The following is a 16,869-nucleotide window of genomic DNA, read 5'->3' on the forward strand; positions in this document are numbered from 1 at the left end:
TTACTACGGCCGATGATATAGTCAAAATTATTTTATGGCTTTCTCAAGTTCTGCGGCAATCACTTCCATTGATTCTAGTCCACCAAACGCTAAATACCAATTCGCTGCATCTAAATATATGATGTGCTTATTTTTATAAGCATTAGTCTGTTGAACAATGGCATTATCTAATACCTTTTGTGCATTATTGACTTTATCTGTCACCGCTGCCGTACGATCTACCACAAGCAAATAATCTGGATTTTTTTCTAAAAGATATTCAAATCCAACACTCATACCATGTGTCGATGATTTAATATTGGGATCAGCAGGTTTAAAACCAAATTTCTGGAAAACCATACTATAACGTGAATTATCACCAAAGGTACTAATTTTACTTTCATTCACTAACACAAGTAAGGCAGTCTTTCCTTTCGTCTCATTCGCGACTTGTGACACTTTAGCATCTAATGCATCTAATTTTGCTTTTGCTAGTGCTTCTTTACTAAAGATTTTACCTAATGCAGTAACATTTTCTTGGAAGCTTGGATAATAATTCGAGTAATCATTTTCCACATAGAACACGGGCGCAATTTCTTTCAATTTATCCAATAATTTTTGTTGACGCGGTGCGGCAATAATCAGATCAGGATTCAGTTCATTAATCGACTCAAATGCTGGCTCAGGTAATGAACCAACATCTTTAAATTTATCTTGTTTAAACTCATCTAAATATGTTGGAATATGTCCTGCTTTAGGGAAACCCACTATTTTATCAGTTTCTCCTAATGCTCGTAGGGTATCAGCCACACCAAAATCTAACACCACTACTTTTTGTGGATTTTGCGGCACGGTTTGCTCTCCTGCTGCATTTTTAACAATAATATCCTGCGCATTTGCCATCGTAGAAGCAAACAAAACAAAGCTAAGTGCGGTTAATTTTTTTAATGTTTTCATAAAGGAGCTCCTATTTAAAATACACGGCAATTTTTTGTTGGTTAATTTCTTGAATTGGAATTTCCATATCATAAATATTCAGCAACACCTCTGATTGCATTATCTCATCTACGGAGCCTTGAGCGACAAGCTTCCCTCGCTTCATCGCAACCATATAATCAGAATAGCAAGAGGCGAAATTAATATCATGAATCACAATGACCACTGTTTTGTTCAGTTCCGTCACAAGCTTTCTCAATACTTGCATAATTTGTACCGAATGTTTCATATCTAAATTATTCAGTGGTTCATCAAGCAAAATATAATCAGTATCTTGTGCTAGTGTCATGGCAATATAAGCCCGTTGTCGTTGTCCCCCACTCAGGTTTTCAATATATTGCTCACGAATATCATCTAAGTTCATATATTTAATGGCATTATCAATAAAAGTGCGGTCAATTTCTGTTAGGTTTCCTTTCGAGTAAGGAAAACGACCAAATGCCACTAATTCTTCCACCGTAATTCGTAGATTAACGTGATTCGATTGTTTTAATATCGCCATTTTGCGCGCAATATCACTGTTTTTTTGTTCTTTTAATGGCAAATGATTCAAATAGACTTCGCCACTATCAGCTGTTAATAAGCGGCTGATAATACCCAGTACGGTACTTTTCCCCGCCCCATTTGGCCCAATAAATGAAGTGATTTTTCCTGTTGGGATCACGAGTGAAACATCATCCACCACTTTTTTTTCGCCATAAGATTTACAAATATGCTTAATTTCTATTGCCATTTTTTATTTGCTCTTAATAACAAAGAAAGAAAATATAATCCGCCTACAAAATTAATGATAACGCTTAGCGGCGTGCTAAATGTAAAGACTTGTGTCAATAAAAATTGCCCACAAACTAACGTAAATACAGCAAGTAACATCGCGGCAGGAATCAAGAGTTTATGGCGATAATCCTGCATGAATTCAAAGGTAATATTCATCACAAGAAGCCCTAAAAAAACTAAGGGGCCGACAAGGGCGGTCGAGACAGATGTTAAAATAGCTACAATAATCAACAATTTTTTAACCATATGTTGATAATCCACACCCAGACTCAGTGCCTGTTCTCGCCCTAGTGCCAACACATCAAGATACTTCCAGTAACGTAGGCTATATAAAATCACCGCCACTAACATCGCTAACGCCAGCCAAAGAATCTTAGTATTAATCCGATTAAAACTCGCAAAACCAAAATCTTGCGAAATTTGAAACTCATTTGGATCAATCAACACCTCCATAAAGGTGGTTAAGCTACCGAAAAAAGTGCCAAAAACAATACCAACGAGCAATAAAAAGAAAATATTTTGTGATTCTCTTTTAAATAAGAAATGATAAAGCACAAACATAAAACCAATCATTACACCTGTACTCATAAGAAATAGGACAAAAGGATTGATAGACAACAATGTCTTTGAACCAAATAAAAATAAAATTCCAGTTTGAATCAGTAAATACAATGAATCTAGCCCTAAAATACTTGGTGTGAGAATACGATTATTCACCACTGTTTGAAATAGCATCGTCGCAAGGGCAATAGCAATGCCGGTTATCACAATCGCAGATATCGTTAATGCCCGATTATTTAAAGCATATTGCCAACGATTTGGTAAATGATACCCAAGAAATAATACAATACTGACAAGTGCTAATATGCCTAAAATCGCAATACGAAGTAAGGATGATTTACGCATAACGGTACCTTTTCAATAAAAAATACAAGAAAATACCGCTCCCTATCACGCCAACCACTGCATTAATAGAAATTTCATAAGGATAAATCAAACAACGCCCCAAAATATCGCAAAACAATACAAAAACGGCACCTAAAAGTGCGGTGTGAGAAAGAATTTTTTTGAGATTATCACCTAAATATAGTGTAACTAAATTTGGAACGATAAGACCCAGAAAAGGAATTACCCCAACAGAAACAATAATAATCGATGAAACTGTCGATACAATAAGTAAACCTATATAAAGCACTTGGTTATAATTTAGCCCAAGATTAGTAGCGAAATCTTTTCCCATTCCTACAATCGAAAAACGCTGTGCAAATAAATAAGAAATAATCAGCATCGGCAGGCTAAAATAAAGCAATTCATAGCGCCCGCTCATCACTAGTGAAAAGTCCCCTTGAAGCCAACCAGAAAGGTTTTGCAATAAATCTTGTTGATATGCAATAAATGCGGTGATTGAACTGATCACATTGCCAAACATCATTCCCACCAATGGCACAAAAATAGTATCTTTAAACTTTAAACGGGAAAGAATGCTCATAAATAACAGCGATCCAATAAAAGAAATAAGCACAGCAATAGCTGTTTTTAAAAGCATTGATGCACCTGGAAAAAAGAGAATGGCCAATAAAATGCCAAGACGCGCACTATCCATTGTGCCTGCAGTTGTGGGAGAAACGAAGCGGTTTCTGCTTAATTGCTGCATCACCAACCCACAAATACTTAAAGAAGCACCAGCAATCAAAATACTTACTAAACGAGGCACTCGACTATCTAGAAATATTTGCCATTGACTATCTTCCAAATTGAATAAGCCCCTCATAGTGACGGAACTTACCCCAAGAAAAAGTGAAATAACCGAAAGCAAAATAAGCAGAAAAATCCAATATCGCCGTTTAAACATCATTATAATGAGAATAATTATTGATTATAAGAGAATAGCATATTGAATGATTAAAAGAAATTTAAATTAAATACGTGTGTAGTTTATCTTTCCAGAGCATGAAAATAATACATCACTTTACTCAATAAAAGTGCGGTAGTTTTTTCCACTATTTTTACATTCGATTATTTGTTCAATTAACGAAATTAATTTATCCCTTTCAACACTATTTAGTTGATTAAATAATCGATCCAACTGATAAACCTGCTCTGTCGGTTGTAGCTGACGTATCATAACCTCACATAGCTATTCTATAAAAAATATAAAAACTTGTTGCATTCTCCTTATTTTTCCAGTAACTTGGCGACTAATATCTATTTGGAGATTTAATATGTTTATTATCCGTCGTCACCATCATCACCATTTAACTGAATAATCTTTCAGGTTTTTGGTGTGCTTGGAAGATTTCTTCCGAGCTGACAGGATAATCTAAATGTTACCCCTCGGAAGGCAACTTTCGAGGGGTTTTATTTTATGGTGATAAAAGGAGATTATACTATGCAACATCATTATTTATTCAACACATCAAATTTTTACAGTACAGTATTCACTATTTAATTTATAAGGAAAAACAAAATGTTATCAAATCCTGTTGTTATTTCGATCATTGTTTTGCTCACTCTTAGCTTACTGCGTATTAATGTAATTATTGCTCTTGTGATTGCCTCTCTCACAGCTGGGCTTTGCGGTGATCTAAGTTTAAGTAAAACTATTGAAACCTTCACTGGAGGCCTAGGTGGTGGTGCTGAGGTGGCGATGAATTATGCGATGCTTGGCGCGTTTGCTATTGCGATTTCTAAATCGGGTATCACTGATTTAATTGCTTATAAAATTATTACCAAAATGAATAAAACGCCTACTTCTAACAACTTAGTATGGTTTAAATATTTTATTTTTGGGGTACTCGCCTTATTTGCCATTTCATCGCAAAATCTTCTTCCCGTACATATTGCCTTTATTCCTATTGTTGTGCCGCCACTACTTTCTATTTTTAATCGTTTAAAAATCGATCGCCGTGCTATCGCTTGTGTACTCACCTTTGGGTTAACCGCTACTTATATGTTACTTCCCGTTGGTTTCGGTAAAATTTTTATTGAAAGTATTTTAGTAAAAAATATTAATCAAGCGGGGGAAGCTCTCGGATTACATACTGATGTTGCACAAGTTTCTCTTGCGATGCTCTTGCCTGTAAGCGGTATGATTTTAGGCCTGTTTATTGCTGTATTTATTAGTTATCGTAAGCCACGTGAATATGATGTTACTATTGAAGAACCCACTACAAAAGAAATTGAAGCTCACATTGAAAACATTAAATCAAGACAAATTATTGCCAGTATCATTGCGATTATAGCCACATTTACCACGCAATTAATGACAAGTTCAACTATTATTGGTGGGCTAGTCGGGTTAATTATTTTTGCTGTATTTGGTATTTTTAAACTTAAAGAAAGTAATGATATTTTTCAAAAAGGGTTACATTTAATGGCGATGATCGGCTTTGTGATGATTGCCGCATCTGGTTTTGCGAATGTCATTAATGCAACAACAGGCGTCACGGATTTGGTTCAAGGTTTAAGTAATGGTGCGGTACAGAGCAAAGGGTTAGCGGCGTTTCTAATGTTACTAGTCGGGTTATTAATTACCATGGGAATTGGGTCGTCATTCTCTACAGTGCCGATTATTACTTCTATTTATGTGCCACTTTGTTTATCTTTCGGTTTTTCTCCATTAGCAACTGTAGCCATTGTAGGTGTTGCTGCCGCCTTAGGAGATGCGGGCTCCCCTGCTTCTGATTCAACATTGGGTCCAACATCAGGATTAAATATGGATGGCAAACACGATCATATTTGGGATTCTGTTGTTCCAACCTTTATTCACTATAATATTCCATTATTAGTGTTTGGCTGGATTGCAGCCATGTATCTTTAGCGATTATAATCCCCCTTTGGGGGATTTTTATGACGATTCAATTACTTATTCAACGTCTGGAACAAAAAGTCCAGCACCTTTATCAAGATTATTTACCTCAACGTGAAGAAAAAATCTTTGCTAGATTTGACCGCTCTTTATTTAGTGAGCACGGGCAAACTGTCGGTTTTTATCTAACTGAGCTAAACCAAACGCTTGATAAGATTAAAATGTTAGAATCGGACATTCCCACTCACTATGCCTATCTAGCAGAACGTTTAGTGGCTCAGTGTACGGTGCTTTCAGAAGCATTAGCACGCAAAAAAAATACGTTAAATACTCAATCCTCATCAGCTACATTCGCGCCCGTTAAAAGTCCACAACATAACATTCACAGGTTACCGCCAAGAGAACGTCTAGAAAAATATTATGAAGCATTAGAAAAACTAAATAAACTTTACCAGGAACAATGTGATTTAGTACGAATATCTCCCCTTCACGGTGATGCGATTCGCCATACACAGCTTGCAGAACGTTATAAGCAACGCTATCAAAAATGCCAAGATGCGATAGAGCTATTAGAAGAATATTTAGCATTCAAAGAAGAACAAGAAAACCATACTTTATAATAGCGATTATTATATTAAATCTGCCAATCAATGGGATTTATCCCATTTTCTTCTAAATATGTATTCGTTTTAGAAAAATGATGACAGCCAAAGAAACCTCGATGTGCTGACAACGGGGAAGGATGCGGAGCTGTTAAAACAAGGTGACGAGTGCGGTCAATAATTTGCCCTTTTTTTTGTGCGTAACTTCCCCAAAGTAAAAATACGAGTTTTTCACGATGTTCATTAAGCGCCGCAATAACACGATCAGTAAACGTTTCCCAGCCGAAATTAGCATGTGAATGTGCCATGCCACGCTCCACGGTAAGCACAGTGTTGAGCAACAATACCCCTTGTTCTGCCCATTTGACTAAATAACCATGAGATGGCATTTGAAATCCAGAAATATCTTGTGTGAGTTCTTTATACATATTTAATAAGGAAGGGGGGATGGCTACTTCAGGTTTTACCGAAAAAGCCAATCCATGAGCTTGGTTTGGACCATGGTAGGGATCCTGACCTAAAATCACTACTTTCACATCTTCAAAAGCGGTATATTTAAATGCATTAAATACATCTTCTTGTGGGGGATAAATCGTTTTCCCGCTTGCTCTTGCAAGATGAACCTGTTGTAGCGCATATTGAAAGTAAGGTTGTTCTTTTTCTTTTCCGATAACATCTGTCCAGGTTTTCATTATTGTGATCCTATTAATAATTTTGTTCTTATTATAAACAAAAAAATTAAGGCAATAAAAAGCTTAAAAGTTAAATTAATGTTAAACAGTTTTAGATAAACCGCTATAGAAATGACCAAAACTTAATTTAGATCAAGTTTTTAAAATTATCCTAAAAAGATAACCTGTTCTTTATCAAAAAAATCTAAAATAATTTGAAACCTTCAAATTATTTGATAAAATTTATACAGTTTTTATGATTATTCAATGCCAATTAGGAGGCTATTATGATTAAAGGTATTCAAATTACTCAAGCGGCAAATGATAATTTGCTTAATTCATTCTGGTTATTAGACAGCGAAAAAAATGAAGCGCGTTGCTTATGTGCAAAAGGCGAATTTGCTGAAGACCAAGTTGTTGCAGTGAGCGAATTAGGTCAAATCGAATACCGTGAATTACCAGTAAACGTAGCACCAACTGTTAAAGTTGAAGGTGGCCAACATTTAAACGTAAACGTATTACGTCGTGAAACTTTAGAAGATGCGGTAAATAACCCTGATAAATATCCACAATTAACTATTCGTGTTTCTGGTTACGCAGTACGTTTCAACTCTTTAACGCCAGAACAACAACGCGACGTTATTACTCGTACTTTTACTGAAAGCCTATAATTTCAGTTTGAATGAAAAAAGAAACCCTGAAGTTATTCGGGGTTTTGTTTTATCTAAAATTTGACCGCACTTTTCCCTTTCATCCCTAGCGATTTCCATGCTTTTCAGGTACAATCCGCCAGTTAAATTTATTGATTTTTTTGAGAAAAACTATCTTTTATGAAGAATATTCGCAACTTTTCTATTATTGCCCATATTGACCACGGTAAATCAACGCTTTCTGACCGTTTGATTCAAACTTGTGGTGGTCTTTCGGATCGCGAAATGGAAGCGCAAGTGCTAGATTCTATGGATCTTGAGCGTGAGCGTGGAATTACCATCAAAGCACAAAGTGTTACCTTAAATTATAAAGCCAAAGATGGCGAAACTTATCAATTAAACTTTATCGATACACCGGGACACGTGGACTTTTCCTATGAAGTGTCTCGCTCTCTTGCTGCTTGTGAAGGGGCATTGTTAGTCGTGGATGCAGGACAAGGTGTAGAAGCACAAACCTTGGCAAACTGTTATACCGCAATCGAAATGGATTTAGAAGTGGTACCGATTTTAAACAAAATCGACTTGCCTGCGGCAGATCCTGAACGCGTAGCGGAAGAAATTGAAGATATCGTGGGAATTGATGCGATGGAAGCGGTTCGATGCTCAGCTAAAACGGGGGTAGGTATCGAAGATGTATTAGAAGAAATCGTTGCAAAAATTCCAGCACCGGAAGGCGATCCTAATGCGCCATTACAAGCATTGATTATTGATTCTTGGTTCGATAACTATTTGGGTGTGGTATCTTTAGTTCGCATTAAAAACGGGGTATTACGTAAAGGCGATAAAATTAAAGTGATGTCTACAGGACAAACTTACAATGTAGACCGTTTAGGGATTTTTACACCAAAACAAGAAGATACTGCCGTTTTAGAATGCGGTGAAGTTGGTTGGGTAGTTTGTGCGATTAAAGATATTTTAGGTGCGCCAGTTGGGGATACTTTAACGCTTCAACATAATCCAGCAACTGAAGTTTTACCAGGCTTTAAAAAAGTAAAACCGCAGGTTTATGCTGGACTTTTTCCCGTAAGTTCTGATGATTATGAGGCGTTTCGCGATGCCCTCGGCAAATTAAGTTTAAATGATGCCTCACTTTTCTATGAGCCAGAAAATTCTACCGCACTTGGTTTTGGTTTCCGCTGTGGTTTCCTTGGCCTTTTACATATGGAAATCATTCAAGAGCGTCTAGAGCGTGAGTATGATTTAGATCTTATCACTACTGCACCAACGGTAATTTATGAAGTGCAATTAACGAATGGTGATGTTGTTTACGTCGATAGTCCATCGAAACTGCCTCCACTTAATAATATTGCTGAAATCCGTGAACCGATTGCAGAATGTAATATGTTAGTGCCACAAGAATATTTAGGTAACGTCATTACTCTTTGCGTAGAAAAACGTGGCGTGCAAACTAATATGGTATATCACGGTAATCAGATTGCGCTGACTTATGAAATTCCAATGGGCGAAGTTGTTCTAGACTTCTTTGACCGTTTAAAATCAACATCGCGTGGTTATGCTTCGTTAGATTACGGTTTCAAACGTTTCCAAGCTGCAGATATGGTTCGCGTGGATATTATGATTAACAGCGAACGAGTAGATGCTTTGGCTTTAATCGTTCATAAAGATAATTCACAATATCGTGGTCGTGAATTGGTTGAAAAAATGCGTGAGTTAATTCCTCGTCAGCAATTTGATATTGCTATTCAAGCAGCGATTGGAAACCACATTATTGCTCGTTCTACGGTAAAACAATTACGTAAGAACGTATTAGCAAAATGTTATGGTGGAGACGTGAGCCGTAAGAAAAAACTCTTACAGAAACAGAAAGAAGGTAAAAAACGTATGAAATCTTTAGGTAATGTAGAAGTACCACAAGAAGCGTTTTTAGCAATTTTACATGTAGGAAAAGATAAATAGGGAAAATTATGTCAAATTTATTTTTTGTGATTTTACTAGCTGTTGGTTTTGGAGTATGGAAATTATTGGATTATTTCCAATTACCAAACACATTCAGTATTGTACTGCTAATTTTGACCGCACTTTCAGGGGTCTTATGGTGCTACCATTATTTTGTGGCAACACCAAAACGGAATCGTAAAATCGCACGTGCTGAACAGCGTTCAGGTCAGGCATTAACAGATGAAGAAAAAGCAAAAATTGAACCGATCTCTGAGGCTTCTGAATTTTTATCATCTCTTTTTCCAGTACTTTCTGTCGTATTCTTAGTGCGTTCTTTTTTATTTGAACCATTTCAAATTCCTTCTGGCTCAATGGAGTCAACCCTACGAGTGGGCGATTTTTTAATCGTAAACAAATATACTTATGGCATCAAAGATCCTATTTTCCAAAATACAATTATTGCTGGAAATAAACCTCAACGTGGGGATGTTATTGTATTCAAGGCACCTGAACAAGCTTTAATTCGTACGGGCCTAGGTGCAACTCGAGCTGCTTTTGCAGAAAATTTAGCGCTAAGCTCAAAAGATAATATGTCTGGTGTCGATTATATTAAGCGTATTGTTGGAAAGGGCGGAGATCGCGTCATTTTTGATCCGGAACAAAAAACGCTAAAAGTGGTATATGGCAAAGAAGGCAAACCTTGTGAAATTGATTGCGAAACCAAGGCGTTTGAATATACACAAAATCCAACAAATCCCGCTTTTCCAAATGAATTAGAATTGACTGAAAAAGGTGATGTGACACACAATGTGTTAATTAGCGAATATCGTCGTTATTCAGGTCCTGAGTTTTTCCCACAAGAAGGTATGCAAACTGCTGAATGGCTTGTGCCAGAAGGGCAGTATTTTGTGATGGGTGATCACCGCGATCACAGCGATGATAGCCGTTTCTGGGGCTTTGTGCCTGAAAAAAATATTGTGGGTAAAGCCACTTATATTTGGATGAGCTTAGAAAAAGAAGCGAATGAGTGGCCAACAGGTTTCCGTTTTGATCGTTTCTTTACAGCAATAAAATAAGATGAATCATTTAGATCGACTTGAGCGTAAAATCGGCTATCGTTTTAATGATATTGCGCTTTTAAAGCAGGCACTTACGCATCGAAGTGCGGCGGCTCAACATAATGAACGCCTAGAATTTCTAGGCGATTCTATTCTTAATTTCACTATCGCAGAGGCGCTTTATCATCAGTTTCCACGTTGTAATGAAGGCGAACTGAGCCGTATGCGTGCTACTTTGGTGAGAGAACCTACTTTAGCGATTTTAGCGCGTCAATTTGAATTGGGCGATTATATGTCTCTTGGTTCTGGTGAGCTAAAGAGCGGTGGTTTTCGCCGAGAATCTATTCTTGCCGATTGTGTAGAAGCGATTATTGGCGCAATGTCTTTGGATCAAGGATTGGCTATGGCAACCCAAGTGATTCGAAATTGGTATCAACAATTATTAGCTGAAATTAAACCGGGCGATAACCAAAAAGATGCGAAAACTCGTTTACAAGAATATTTACAAGGTAAACATCTACCATTGCCAACTTATGAAGTGGTTAGTATTCAAGGCGAAGCCCATTGCCAAATTTTCACTGTTGAATGCAAAGTGAAAAGTGCGGATAAAATTGACCGCACTTTTGTGGCAAAAGGATCTAGCCGTCGTAAAGCTGAACAAGCAGCAGCAGAACAAATTTTAAAAGAACTGGACATCAAATGACCGAACAATTCGACAAAACCTATTGCGGCTTTATTGCTATCGTAGGTCGCCCAAATGTGGGTAAATCAACTCTCTTAAATAAAATTTTAGGACAAAAAATTTCAATTACATCGCGTAAAGCACAAACCACGCGTCACCGTATTGTTGGGATTAAAACTGAAGGGGCATATCAAGAAATCTATGTGGATACGCCGGGACTTCATATTGAAGAGAAACGTGCGATTAACCGTTTAATGAACCGCGCAGCAAGTAGTGCTATCGGCGATGTTGATTTAATTATTTTTGTCGTGGATGGCACACACTGGAATGCAGATGATGAGATGGTGCTAAACAAATTACGCAATGCAAAATCACCAGTTGTGTTAGCTATTAACAAAGTAGATAACATCAAAAATAAAGATGATTTATTGCCGTTTATTACGGAACTTAGCGGTAAATTTAATTTTGCTCACATTGTGCCAGTTTCTGCACAGCGTGGTAATAATGTTCATGAATTAGAGAAAATTGTACGCCAATCTTTACGCGAAGGTGTGCATCATTTTCCAGAAGATTATGTCACAGATCGTTCGCAACGTTTTATGGCATCGGAAATAATCCGTGAAAAATTAATGCGTTTTACCGGTGAAGAATTGCCTTATTCTGTGACTGTTGAAATCGAACAATTCAAAGTGAATGAACGTGGCACTTATGAAATAAATGGCTTAATTCTCGTTGAACGTGAAGGCCAGAAAAAAATGGTGATTGGTGCGGGCGGTCAAAAAATTAAAACTATTGGTATGGAGGCACGCGCTGATATGGAACGTTTATTTGATAACAAAGTCCATCTTGAACTTTGGGTGAAAGTAAAATCAGGTTGGGCTGACGATGAACGTGCACTGCGTAGTTTAGGATATATGGATGAATAAAGTGCGGTGATATTTCTGATATTCTTAAAATCGCATTATGCTAAGCATAATGCGATTTTTCCATAAAAAATATCCTTTTATTTTTCCTGTTCATTCAATTTAGCAACTACTTTTTCAGTCTTTTATCTACTATATAGGGATCAAAATTGCGGAGGAATCCAACTAACAAGCTTTGATTATAAAATGTGGTAAATAAACATCCTATATTTAAATTATTTGGCATAAATAGTACAAATTAAGTATAAATTTGGACAATAAATAACACGATTGACGATATACACATAAAAGGTGCAAAAGGTAAAAATCGGGATTTTCGTCGATAAACCAATGTAAAAACTATTCCTAATAAGCACGCTATGAGTAAAAAGTGTGGTAAATGTGACAATGGAATAAAACTACCTAACCCTAATGACAACCACCAATCACCTTTACCAAAAACTTCCTTGCCATAATAAACTTTTGCCCCTCCATAAATGAGCCCAAAAACAAAGAAGAAACCAGCTGAGCTTTGCAAGCTTTCGATTAACGATAAAGGGGAAAAATAGAAATAAGCCCCTAATACGCCTAAAGCAAATAATGCTAAGCAAAGCGTTGGAGAAATAAGTTGATAATGCCAATCAAGGTAACTCATTGTCCAAAGCATAAGAAGTACTACTCCAGCCCATAATGAGAGGGATTCATTTTTTAATATCAAATGCAAAAAGAGAAATAAAAAACCGACACTAAAAAAGTAAACTAAAATATGACCGCACTTTTTCTGTTGAATTGTCGAAGCATCAGGTTGAAAAAATGGGGCATTTTCTGGGAACAACTCAATATAAGCATCGTAAATATCTTTCTGTAAACAAGTAATAAACACTGATACATAACACCATAAAACTACGCCACTAATCCCGCCGAATAAAAATGAGGCTAAGTAAATCATTAAATCACTGCGCCCATATTAAAGATAGGTAAATACATTCCCATCATAATAATTCCAATCAGACTGCCGATGATCACCATCATTAATGGCTCTAGCATTTGTGAGAGTAAGTCAATTTGATGATTAAGTTTTTCTTGGTAATTATCCGCGATATGCTCTAGCATCAAAGCGAGTTTTCCGCTTTGCTCGCCAATTTGTAGCATTTGTTGTGCTTCCATCGGGAAAAGATCGCTATTTACACTATGAGAAAAGGCATAACCTTGAGAAACCCATTGTAAAATTGACCGCACTTCTTTATCTAATACGATGTCATTTACAAGCGTTTTCTTGGTTTGCCACGTTTGTGTGCGAGGGAGAAAACTCTCTAGTGCTTGATTAAGCGGTACACCAGCCTGCAACATAATTTGTAAACTTTGACTAAAGTTCACTAAACGTGAAAGCTTTTGAATTGTGCCAAAAATAGGCGTGATAGAAATAAGTTGATTTTTCTTTTGATGAAACCAAGTTTGGCGTTTTAGATAGAAGTTATAAAATAGAAAAAAACTAAAAGCGAAAAATAGCAAAATGCCAATATTTTGCTTAAGAAAATTGGATATAGAGAGCAATATTGCGGTTATTGTTGGTAACTCAGCATTATTGCCACTGTACATTTCAGCAAATTGAGGCACGATAAAAAGTAGTAACGCGAGTGTCAATAATAGAGAAATTCCCAACACCATTGACGGGTACAGCATAATTTTCTGTAATTTGCGTTGTAATGCTAAAGATTCGCTACGATGCGTGGCTATTTTTTTACAAACAACGGAAAGTTTTCCCGTCATTTCTCCCACTTGAATCAGTTGAATTTCTTGTTGTGTGAGATATTTCCCTTGATGTTCAATGGCTTGTGAGAATGATAAACCAGATTCAATGGATTGAAGCAGTCGTTCAAGCCATTCATTGAGCATAATTTGAGTGCAATTTTGTTGCAAAATTTGCAGACTGTTTTTTAACGGAATTGCGGACTGTAGCAATGTTGCTAATTGATTGAGTAATTCGCTAATTCCTGAATTTTTGGGCTTTGCCCCAAATTGCCAGTTTTGTTGTAATTTGATGTGAGTAAGCCCGCGGCTTATTAATTGAAAGTGTGCTTGTTGTTTCGTATCCGCAATAATTGAGCCTTTTTGTTTCTGATTTAATGCATTACTACCTTGATAATAAAAGAGTTTTTTAGTCATAAGTTTTTACCTAACACACGTTCAATTTCTTTCTTATCCGTTATACCTTGGCTAACTTTTTCTAAACCACTCTCACGTAAATTTTTAAAATCCGTTTGATATCCATTCTGCTGCCAATGTAGAAATTGATATACGCCGATTCGACCTCGATAACCTTGATGGCAATCACAAGAATTTATTAAATTTCCACCGCACTTTGGACAGATTTTTCGTACAAGACGCTGTGCAATGACGAGCAGTAAACTGTTTTCAATTTCATGTTGTTGAATACCGAGTTGTTGTAAGCGAGAAATGGCAGATATTGCATCATTGGTATGTAAAGTTGAAAGCACCAAATGCCCCGTTTGGGCGGCACGTAGTGCAATCATTGCACTTTCTTCATCGCGAATTTCACCTAGCATAATGATGTCGGGATCTTGACGTAAAAAAGCGCGCAATAGACGGCTAAAATCTAGTCCTATTTGTGGATTAATTTGGCTTTGAATAATTCCATCAAGCTCAATTTCAATCGGATCCTCAGCGGTGATAATATGTTTATCAGGCGTGTTTAGCCACTGAAGTGCGGTGTAAAGTGAGATACTTTTCCCACTTCCTGTTGGGCCGGTTACTAAAATTAATCCTTGTGGTTGGCTAAGCGCGCGTTGAAATTCTTTCTGTTGACTTTCAGTCATGCCTAGTTCAGAAAAGCTGAGTTCTACTGATTTATTTTGCTGTGCTCTCAGGACAACTTTCTCTCCCCAATGAGTTGGTAACGTTGAAAGACGGAAATCAAGAATATCGGAAAACGTAGTTTTAAATTGAAATCGTCCATCTTGTGGAAGGCGGGTTTCACTGATATCTAATTTAGCGAGCAGTTTTAGGCGAGAAATAATTCGATTCGCTAAATTTTTGCTAAGTGGAGGCTGAGCTTGTAAAACACCGTCAATTCTAAACCGCACTTGGAAATGATCCGCTAAGGTCTCCAAATGAATATCTGAGGCATTGTTTTGTAAAGCGGATTCAAAAATTTGATTAAGCAAGCGAATGACGGGTTCATCATCTTGTTGTTCAAGATGAGACTGCTCTTGATGTTGGTAATATTTAACTTGCTCTTCCACTTGAAGTTGATTCGGGGCAAGTTGTTGTAATAGTTCTTTAAGTTGAGTGCTTTCTAATAAAACAGGCTCAACAAGTTTACCGGTTATAAACGCAATAGTTTCACAGGCAGAAAGATTAGAAAGGGAATCAACACCTAACCAAAGACGATTATTTTCTTCTTTGAGTGGTAAAGCAAAATAACGTAAGAGCAGAGACTGTTGTTGCTGATTACGCCCCCATAAATCAGGCGAGATCGTAAATATCTCGCCATTTTGTGCTTTTACACGAGGTTTGGCACTAGTTAAGTCGATCATTTTGAACAGAATCCAGCAGGGAAAATATCGACATTCGTTGTGCCACAGGTAGTTTTCCATGTAACGCCGTTTGCACTATTGCCTTCAGCAGTAAGTGTGTAACTCATTCCGTCTAATGTACCATTGCCCTCTACTGTTATTGCACCGTTGCTTGTTGTCACTGATTTTACATAGCCTTTTGCTGTTGTAATATCAGCCGCAATTCCATTGCTTCCTCCCGAGCAACTGGAAGGTTTGCCAGTGCTATAAACGCATAATTCCACATCTGACTTATAAGGTGCAGAAGCTTGCAGTAATTCGGATACCGCGGCTTTTTTGGTATAATTTTGATAAGAAGGAATAGCGATAGTGGCTAAAATCGCGATGATGGCGATGACTATCATCAATTCAATTAAGGTAAACCCTTTCTTCAAGGTAGTTTGTGTAGTTAGTTTCATTTATTTTCCTTTCGTTAAGCCTTTATTGGCTGAAATATTGTGAAAAGGGAAAATTGTTTTGTAAAACAGACCGCACTTTTTCTGCGATCCTGATCGCAAAAATAGGAAAAATGTATGCGAAAAATTAAAGATATTGAGAAAGGATTTCTGACTGATTGTCGACAAATTCCATCTCCGCATTTTGATGAACGTCCAGATTTACAGGATATTTCACTTCTTGTGATCCATTACATTAGCTTACCGCCAGAACAATTTGGTGGCGGATATGTGGATGATTTTTTTCAAGGGAAATTAGATCCTAAGATTCACCCTTATTTTGAAGAAATTCATCAAATGCGTGTTTCTGCCCATTGTTTGATTGAACGAGACGGGCGAATCACACAATATGTTAATTTTAACCAAAGGGCTTGGCATGCTGGATTATCTAGCTTTCAAGGGAGAGAAAAATGTAATGATTTTGCCATTGGAATTGAGTTAGAAGGTAGTAATGAGCAGCCTTTTACTAATGAGCAGTATTTGGCATTGCAAGAGCTTACTAACTTAATCATGAAAAATTACCCTAATATTACGAAAGAACGAATTGTTGGGCATTGTGATATTTCGCCAGGACGTAAGATCGATCCTGGTCAATATTTCGATTGGGAACGTTATTTTGCCAGCCTAAAATAATTTGTTTAAAAATTAGACATCAAAAATTAGAGGATTCTGTGTATTAAAGATATTGTTATGTTTTGTTGCTAAGCGATTGAATTTAAATGGATAAATTTTCTCTTGAAATTATCTTGGAAAGG

The 16,869-nt window shown here is 36.9% G+C and carries 18 protein-coding genes and 1 other annotated feature; of the genes, 8 read left to right on the top strand and 10 right to left on the bottom strand.

Going from position 1 to position 16,869, the window contains the following annotated elements; genetic code table 11:
• Positions 1-27: 27 nt before the first annotated feature.
• From KP713_RS05180 to KP713_RS05200, 5 genes are all read right to left on the bottom strand, one after another.
• A complete protein-coding gene (locus KP713_RS05180) occupies positions 28-936 on the bottom strand; it encodes a siderophore ABC transporter substrate-binding protein (protein WP_215770028.1) in 909 nt (302 codons plus the stop codon).
• 10 nt (positions 937-946) lie between these two features.
• Entirely contained in the window at positions 947-1,708 is a 762-nt protein-coding gene (locus tag KP713_RS05185) for an iron ABC transporter ATP-binding protein (protein ID WP_140581621.1), read from the bottom strand.
• Entirely contained in the window at positions 1,699-2,658 is a 960-nt protein-coding gene (locus tag KP713_RS05190) for an iron chelate uptake ABC transporter family permease subunit (RefSeq protein WP_215770029.1), read from the bottom strand. The genes KP713_RS05185 and KP713_RS05190 overlap by 10 nt, the downstream gene beginning before the upstream one ends.
• Positions 2,651-3,604, bottom strand: a complete 954-nt coding sequence (locus tag KP713_RS05195) for an ABC transporter permease (protein ID WP_215770127.1) — start codon at positions 3,602-3,604, stop codon at positions 2,651-2,653. The genes KP713_RS05190 and KP713_RS05195 overlap by 8 nt, the downstream gene beginning before the upstream one ends.
• Positions 3,605-3,721: 117 nt before the next feature.
• A complete protein-coding gene (locus tag KP713_RS05200) occupies positions 3,722-3,877 on the bottom strand; it encodes a hypothetical protein (protein WP_215770030.1) in 156 nt (51 codons plus the stop codon).
• A 117-nt stretch (positions 3,878-3,994) separates the two neighbouring features.
• Positions 3,995-4,116, top strand: a sequence feature (His leader region).
• 103 nt (positions 4,117-4,219) lie between these two features.
• Between KP713_RS05200 and KP713_RS05205 the strand changes: the two genes are divergently transcribed.
• Together KP713_RS05205 and priC are read left to right on the top strand one after the other, a co-directional pair.
• Entirely contained in the window at positions 4,220-5,572 is a 1,353-nt protein-coding gene (locus KP713_RS05205) for a Na+/H+ antiporter family protein (protein ID WP_215770031.1), read from the top strand.
• Positions 5,573-5,601: 29 nt separating this feature from the next.
• Positions 5,602-6,180: a primosomal replication protein PriC gene (priC, locus tag KP713_RS05210; protein WP_215770032.1), complete on the top strand. Its 579-nt coding sequence runs from the start codon at positions 5,602-5,604 to the stop codon at positions 6,178-6,180.
• 14 nt (positions 6,181-6,194) lie between these two features.
• Here the strand turns inward: priC and ung are convergent, their stop codons facing one another.
• On the bottom strand, positions 6,195-6,854 hold the full coding sequence (ung, locus tag KP713_RS05215) for a uracil-DNA glycosylase (RefSeq protein WP_215770033.1): 660 nt from the start codon (positions 6,852-6,854) through the stop codon (positions 6,195-6,197).
• A gap of 266 nt (positions 6,855-7,120) precedes the next feature.
• Between ung and grcA the strand changes: the two genes are divergently transcribed.
• The 5 genes from grcA (at position 7,121) to era (ending at position 12,108) form a co-directional block, all read left to right on the top strand.
• Positions 7,121-7,504, top strand: coding sequence for an autonomous glycyl radical cofactor GrcA (gene grcA, locus KP713_RS05220; RefSeq protein WP_005628746.1), 384 nt, complete (start codon positions 7,121-7,123; stop codon positions 7,502-7,504).
• Positions 7,505-7,663: 159 nt separating this feature from the next.
• On the top strand, positions 7,664-9,460 hold the full coding sequence (gene lepA, locus KP713_RS05225; RefSeq protein ID WP_048952814.1) for a translation elongation factor 4: 1,797 nt from the start codon (positions 7,664-7,666) through the stop codon (positions 9,458-9,460).
• 8 nt (positions 9,461-9,468) lie between these two features.
• Positions 9,469-10,518 carry a signal peptidase I gene (gene lepB / locus KP713_RS05230; protein ID WP_215770034.1) on the top strand — a complete coding sequence of 350 codons (1,050 nt, stop codon included), beginning with the start codon at positions 9,469-9,471 and terminating at the stop codon, positions 10,516-10,518.
• Position 10,519: 1 nt separating this feature from the next.
• The gene (rnc, locus tag KP713_RS05235) at positions 10,520-11,203 is read left to right on the top strand and encodes a ribonuclease III (RefSeq protein ID WP_215770035.1); all 684 of its coding nucleotides are present in this window, start codon (positions 10,520-10,522) and stop codon (positions 11,201-11,203) included.
• Positions 11,200-12,108, top strand: a complete 909-nt coding sequence (gene era / locus KP713_RS05240; RefSeq protein WP_139989739.1) for a GTPase Era — start codon at positions 11,200-11,202, stop codon at positions 12,106-12,108. The genes rnc and era overlap by 4 nt, the downstream gene beginning before the upstream one ends.
• Before the next feature lie 235 nt (positions 12,109-12,343).
• Here the strand turns inward: era and KP713_RS05245 are convergent, their stop codons facing one another.
• From KP713_RS05245 to ppdD, 4 genes are read right to left on the bottom strand one after another with little or no spacing between them, the layout of a single operon-like run.
• A complete protein-coding gene (locus KP713_RS05245) occupies positions 12,344-13,033 on the bottom strand; it encodes a prepilin peptidase (RefSeq protein WP_140578573.1) in 690 nt (229 codons plus the stop codon).
• Positions 13,033-14,250: a type II secretion system F family protein gene (locus KP713_RS05250; RefSeq protein ID WP_140578570.1), complete on the bottom strand. Its 1,218-nt coding sequence runs from the start codon at positions 14,248-14,250 to the stop codon at positions 13,033-13,035. The genes KP713_RS05245 and KP713_RS05250 overlap by 1 nt, the downstream gene beginning before the upstream one ends.
• The gene (locus KP713_RS05255) at positions 14,247-15,641 is read right to left on the bottom strand and encodes a GspE/PulE family protein (protein ID WP_215770036.1); all 1,395 of its coding nucleotides are present in this window, start codon (positions 15,639-15,641) and stop codon (positions 14,247-14,249) included. Before KP713_RS05255 ends, KP713_RS05250 begins: the two co-directional genes overlap by 4 nt.
• Positions 15,638-16,078: a prepilin peptidase-dependent pilin gene (ppdD, locus tag KP713_RS05260; RefSeq protein ID WP_111696427.1), complete on the bottom strand. Its 441-nt coding sequence runs from the start codon at positions 16,076-16,078 to the stop codon at positions 15,638-15,640. The genes KP713_RS05255 and ppdD overlap by 4 nt, the downstream gene beginning before the upstream one ends.
• Before the next feature lie 114 nt (positions 16,079-16,192).
• Between ppdD and ampD the strand changes: the two genes are divergently transcribed.
• Entirely contained in the window at positions 16,193-16,747 is a 555-nt protein-coding gene (gene ampD, locus KP713_RS05265; RefSeq protein ID WP_215770037.1) for a 1,6-anhydro-N-acetylmuramyl-L-alanine amidase AmpD, read from the top strand.
• The last annotated feature ends 122 nt before the right edge of the window (positions 16,748-16,869 follow it).

This window comes from Haemophilus sp. SZY H36, from assembly GCF_018829625.1.
Classification (GTDB): domain Bacteria; phylum Pseudomonadota; class Gammaproteobacteria; order Enterobacterales; family Pasteurellaceae; genus Haemophilus; species Haemophilus haemolyticus_K.

Coding starts and splice junctions, on each gene's coding strand:
- era (WP_139989739.1), top strand. CDS start 11,200: ATGACCGAACAATTCGACAAAACCTATTGCGGCTTTATTGCTATCGTA.
- KP713_RS05250 (WP_140578570.1), bottom strand. CDS start 14,250: ATGACTAAAAAACTCTTTTATTATCAAGGTAGTAATGCATTAAATCAG.
- ampD (WP_215770037.1), top strand. CDS start 16,193: ATGCGAAAAATTAAAGATATTGAGAAAGGATTTCTGACTGATTGTCGA.
- lepB (WP_215770034.1), top strand. CDS start 9,469: ATGTCAAATTTATTTTTTGTGATTTTACTAGCTGTTGGTTTTGGAGTA.
- KP713_RS05245 (WP_140578573.1), bottom strand. CDS start 13,033: ATGATTTACTTAGCCTCATTTTTATTCGGCGGGATTAGTGGCGTAGTT.
- KP713_RS05185 (WP_140581621.1), bottom strand. CDS start 1,708: ATGGCAATAGAAATTAAGCATATTTGTAAATCTTATGGCGAAAAAAAA.
- grcA (WP_005628746.1), top strand. CDS start 7,121: ATGATTAAAGGTATTCAAATTACTCAAGCGGCAAATGATAATTTGCTT.
- KP713_RS05195 (WP_215770127.1), bottom strand. CDS start 3,604: ATGTTTAAACGGCGATATTGGATTTTTCTGCTTATTTTGCTTTCGGTT.
- priC (WP_215770032.1), top strand. CDS start 5,602: ATGACGATTCAATTACTTATTCAACGTCTGGAACAAAAAGTCCAGCAC.
- ung (WP_215770033.1), bottom strand. CDS start 6,854: ATGAAAACCTGGACAGATGTTATCGGAAAAGAAAAAGAACAACCTTAC.
- rnc (WP_215770035.1), top strand. CDS start 10,520: ATGAATCATTTAGATCGACTTGAGCGTAAAATCGGCTATCGTTTTAAT.
- lepA (WP_048952814.1), top strand. CDS start 7,664: ATGAAGAATATTCGCAACTTTTCTATTATTGCCCATATTGACCACGGT.
- KP713_RS05255 (WP_215770036.1), bottom strand. CDS start 15,641: ATGATCGACTTAACTAGTGCCAAACCTCGTGTAAAAGCACAAAATGGC.
- KP713_RS05200 (WP_215770030.1), bottom strand. CDS start 3,877: ATGATACGTCAGCTACAACCGACAGAGCAGGTTTATCAGTTGGATCGA.
- KP713_RS05180 (WP_215770028.1), bottom strand. CDS start 936: ATGAAAACATTAAAAAAATTAACCGCACTTAGCTTTGTTTTGTTTGCT.
- KP713_RS05190 (WP_215770029.1), bottom strand. CDS start 2,658: ATGCGTAAATCATCCTTACTTCGTATTGCGATTTTAGGCATATTAGCA.
- ppdD (WP_111696427.1), bottom strand. CDS start 16,078: ATGAAACTAACTACACAAACTACCTTGAAGAAAGGGTTTACCTTAATT.
- KP713_RS05205 (WP_215770031.1), top strand. CDS start 4,220: ATGTTATCAAATCCTGTTGTTATTTCGATCATTGTTTTGCTCACTCTT.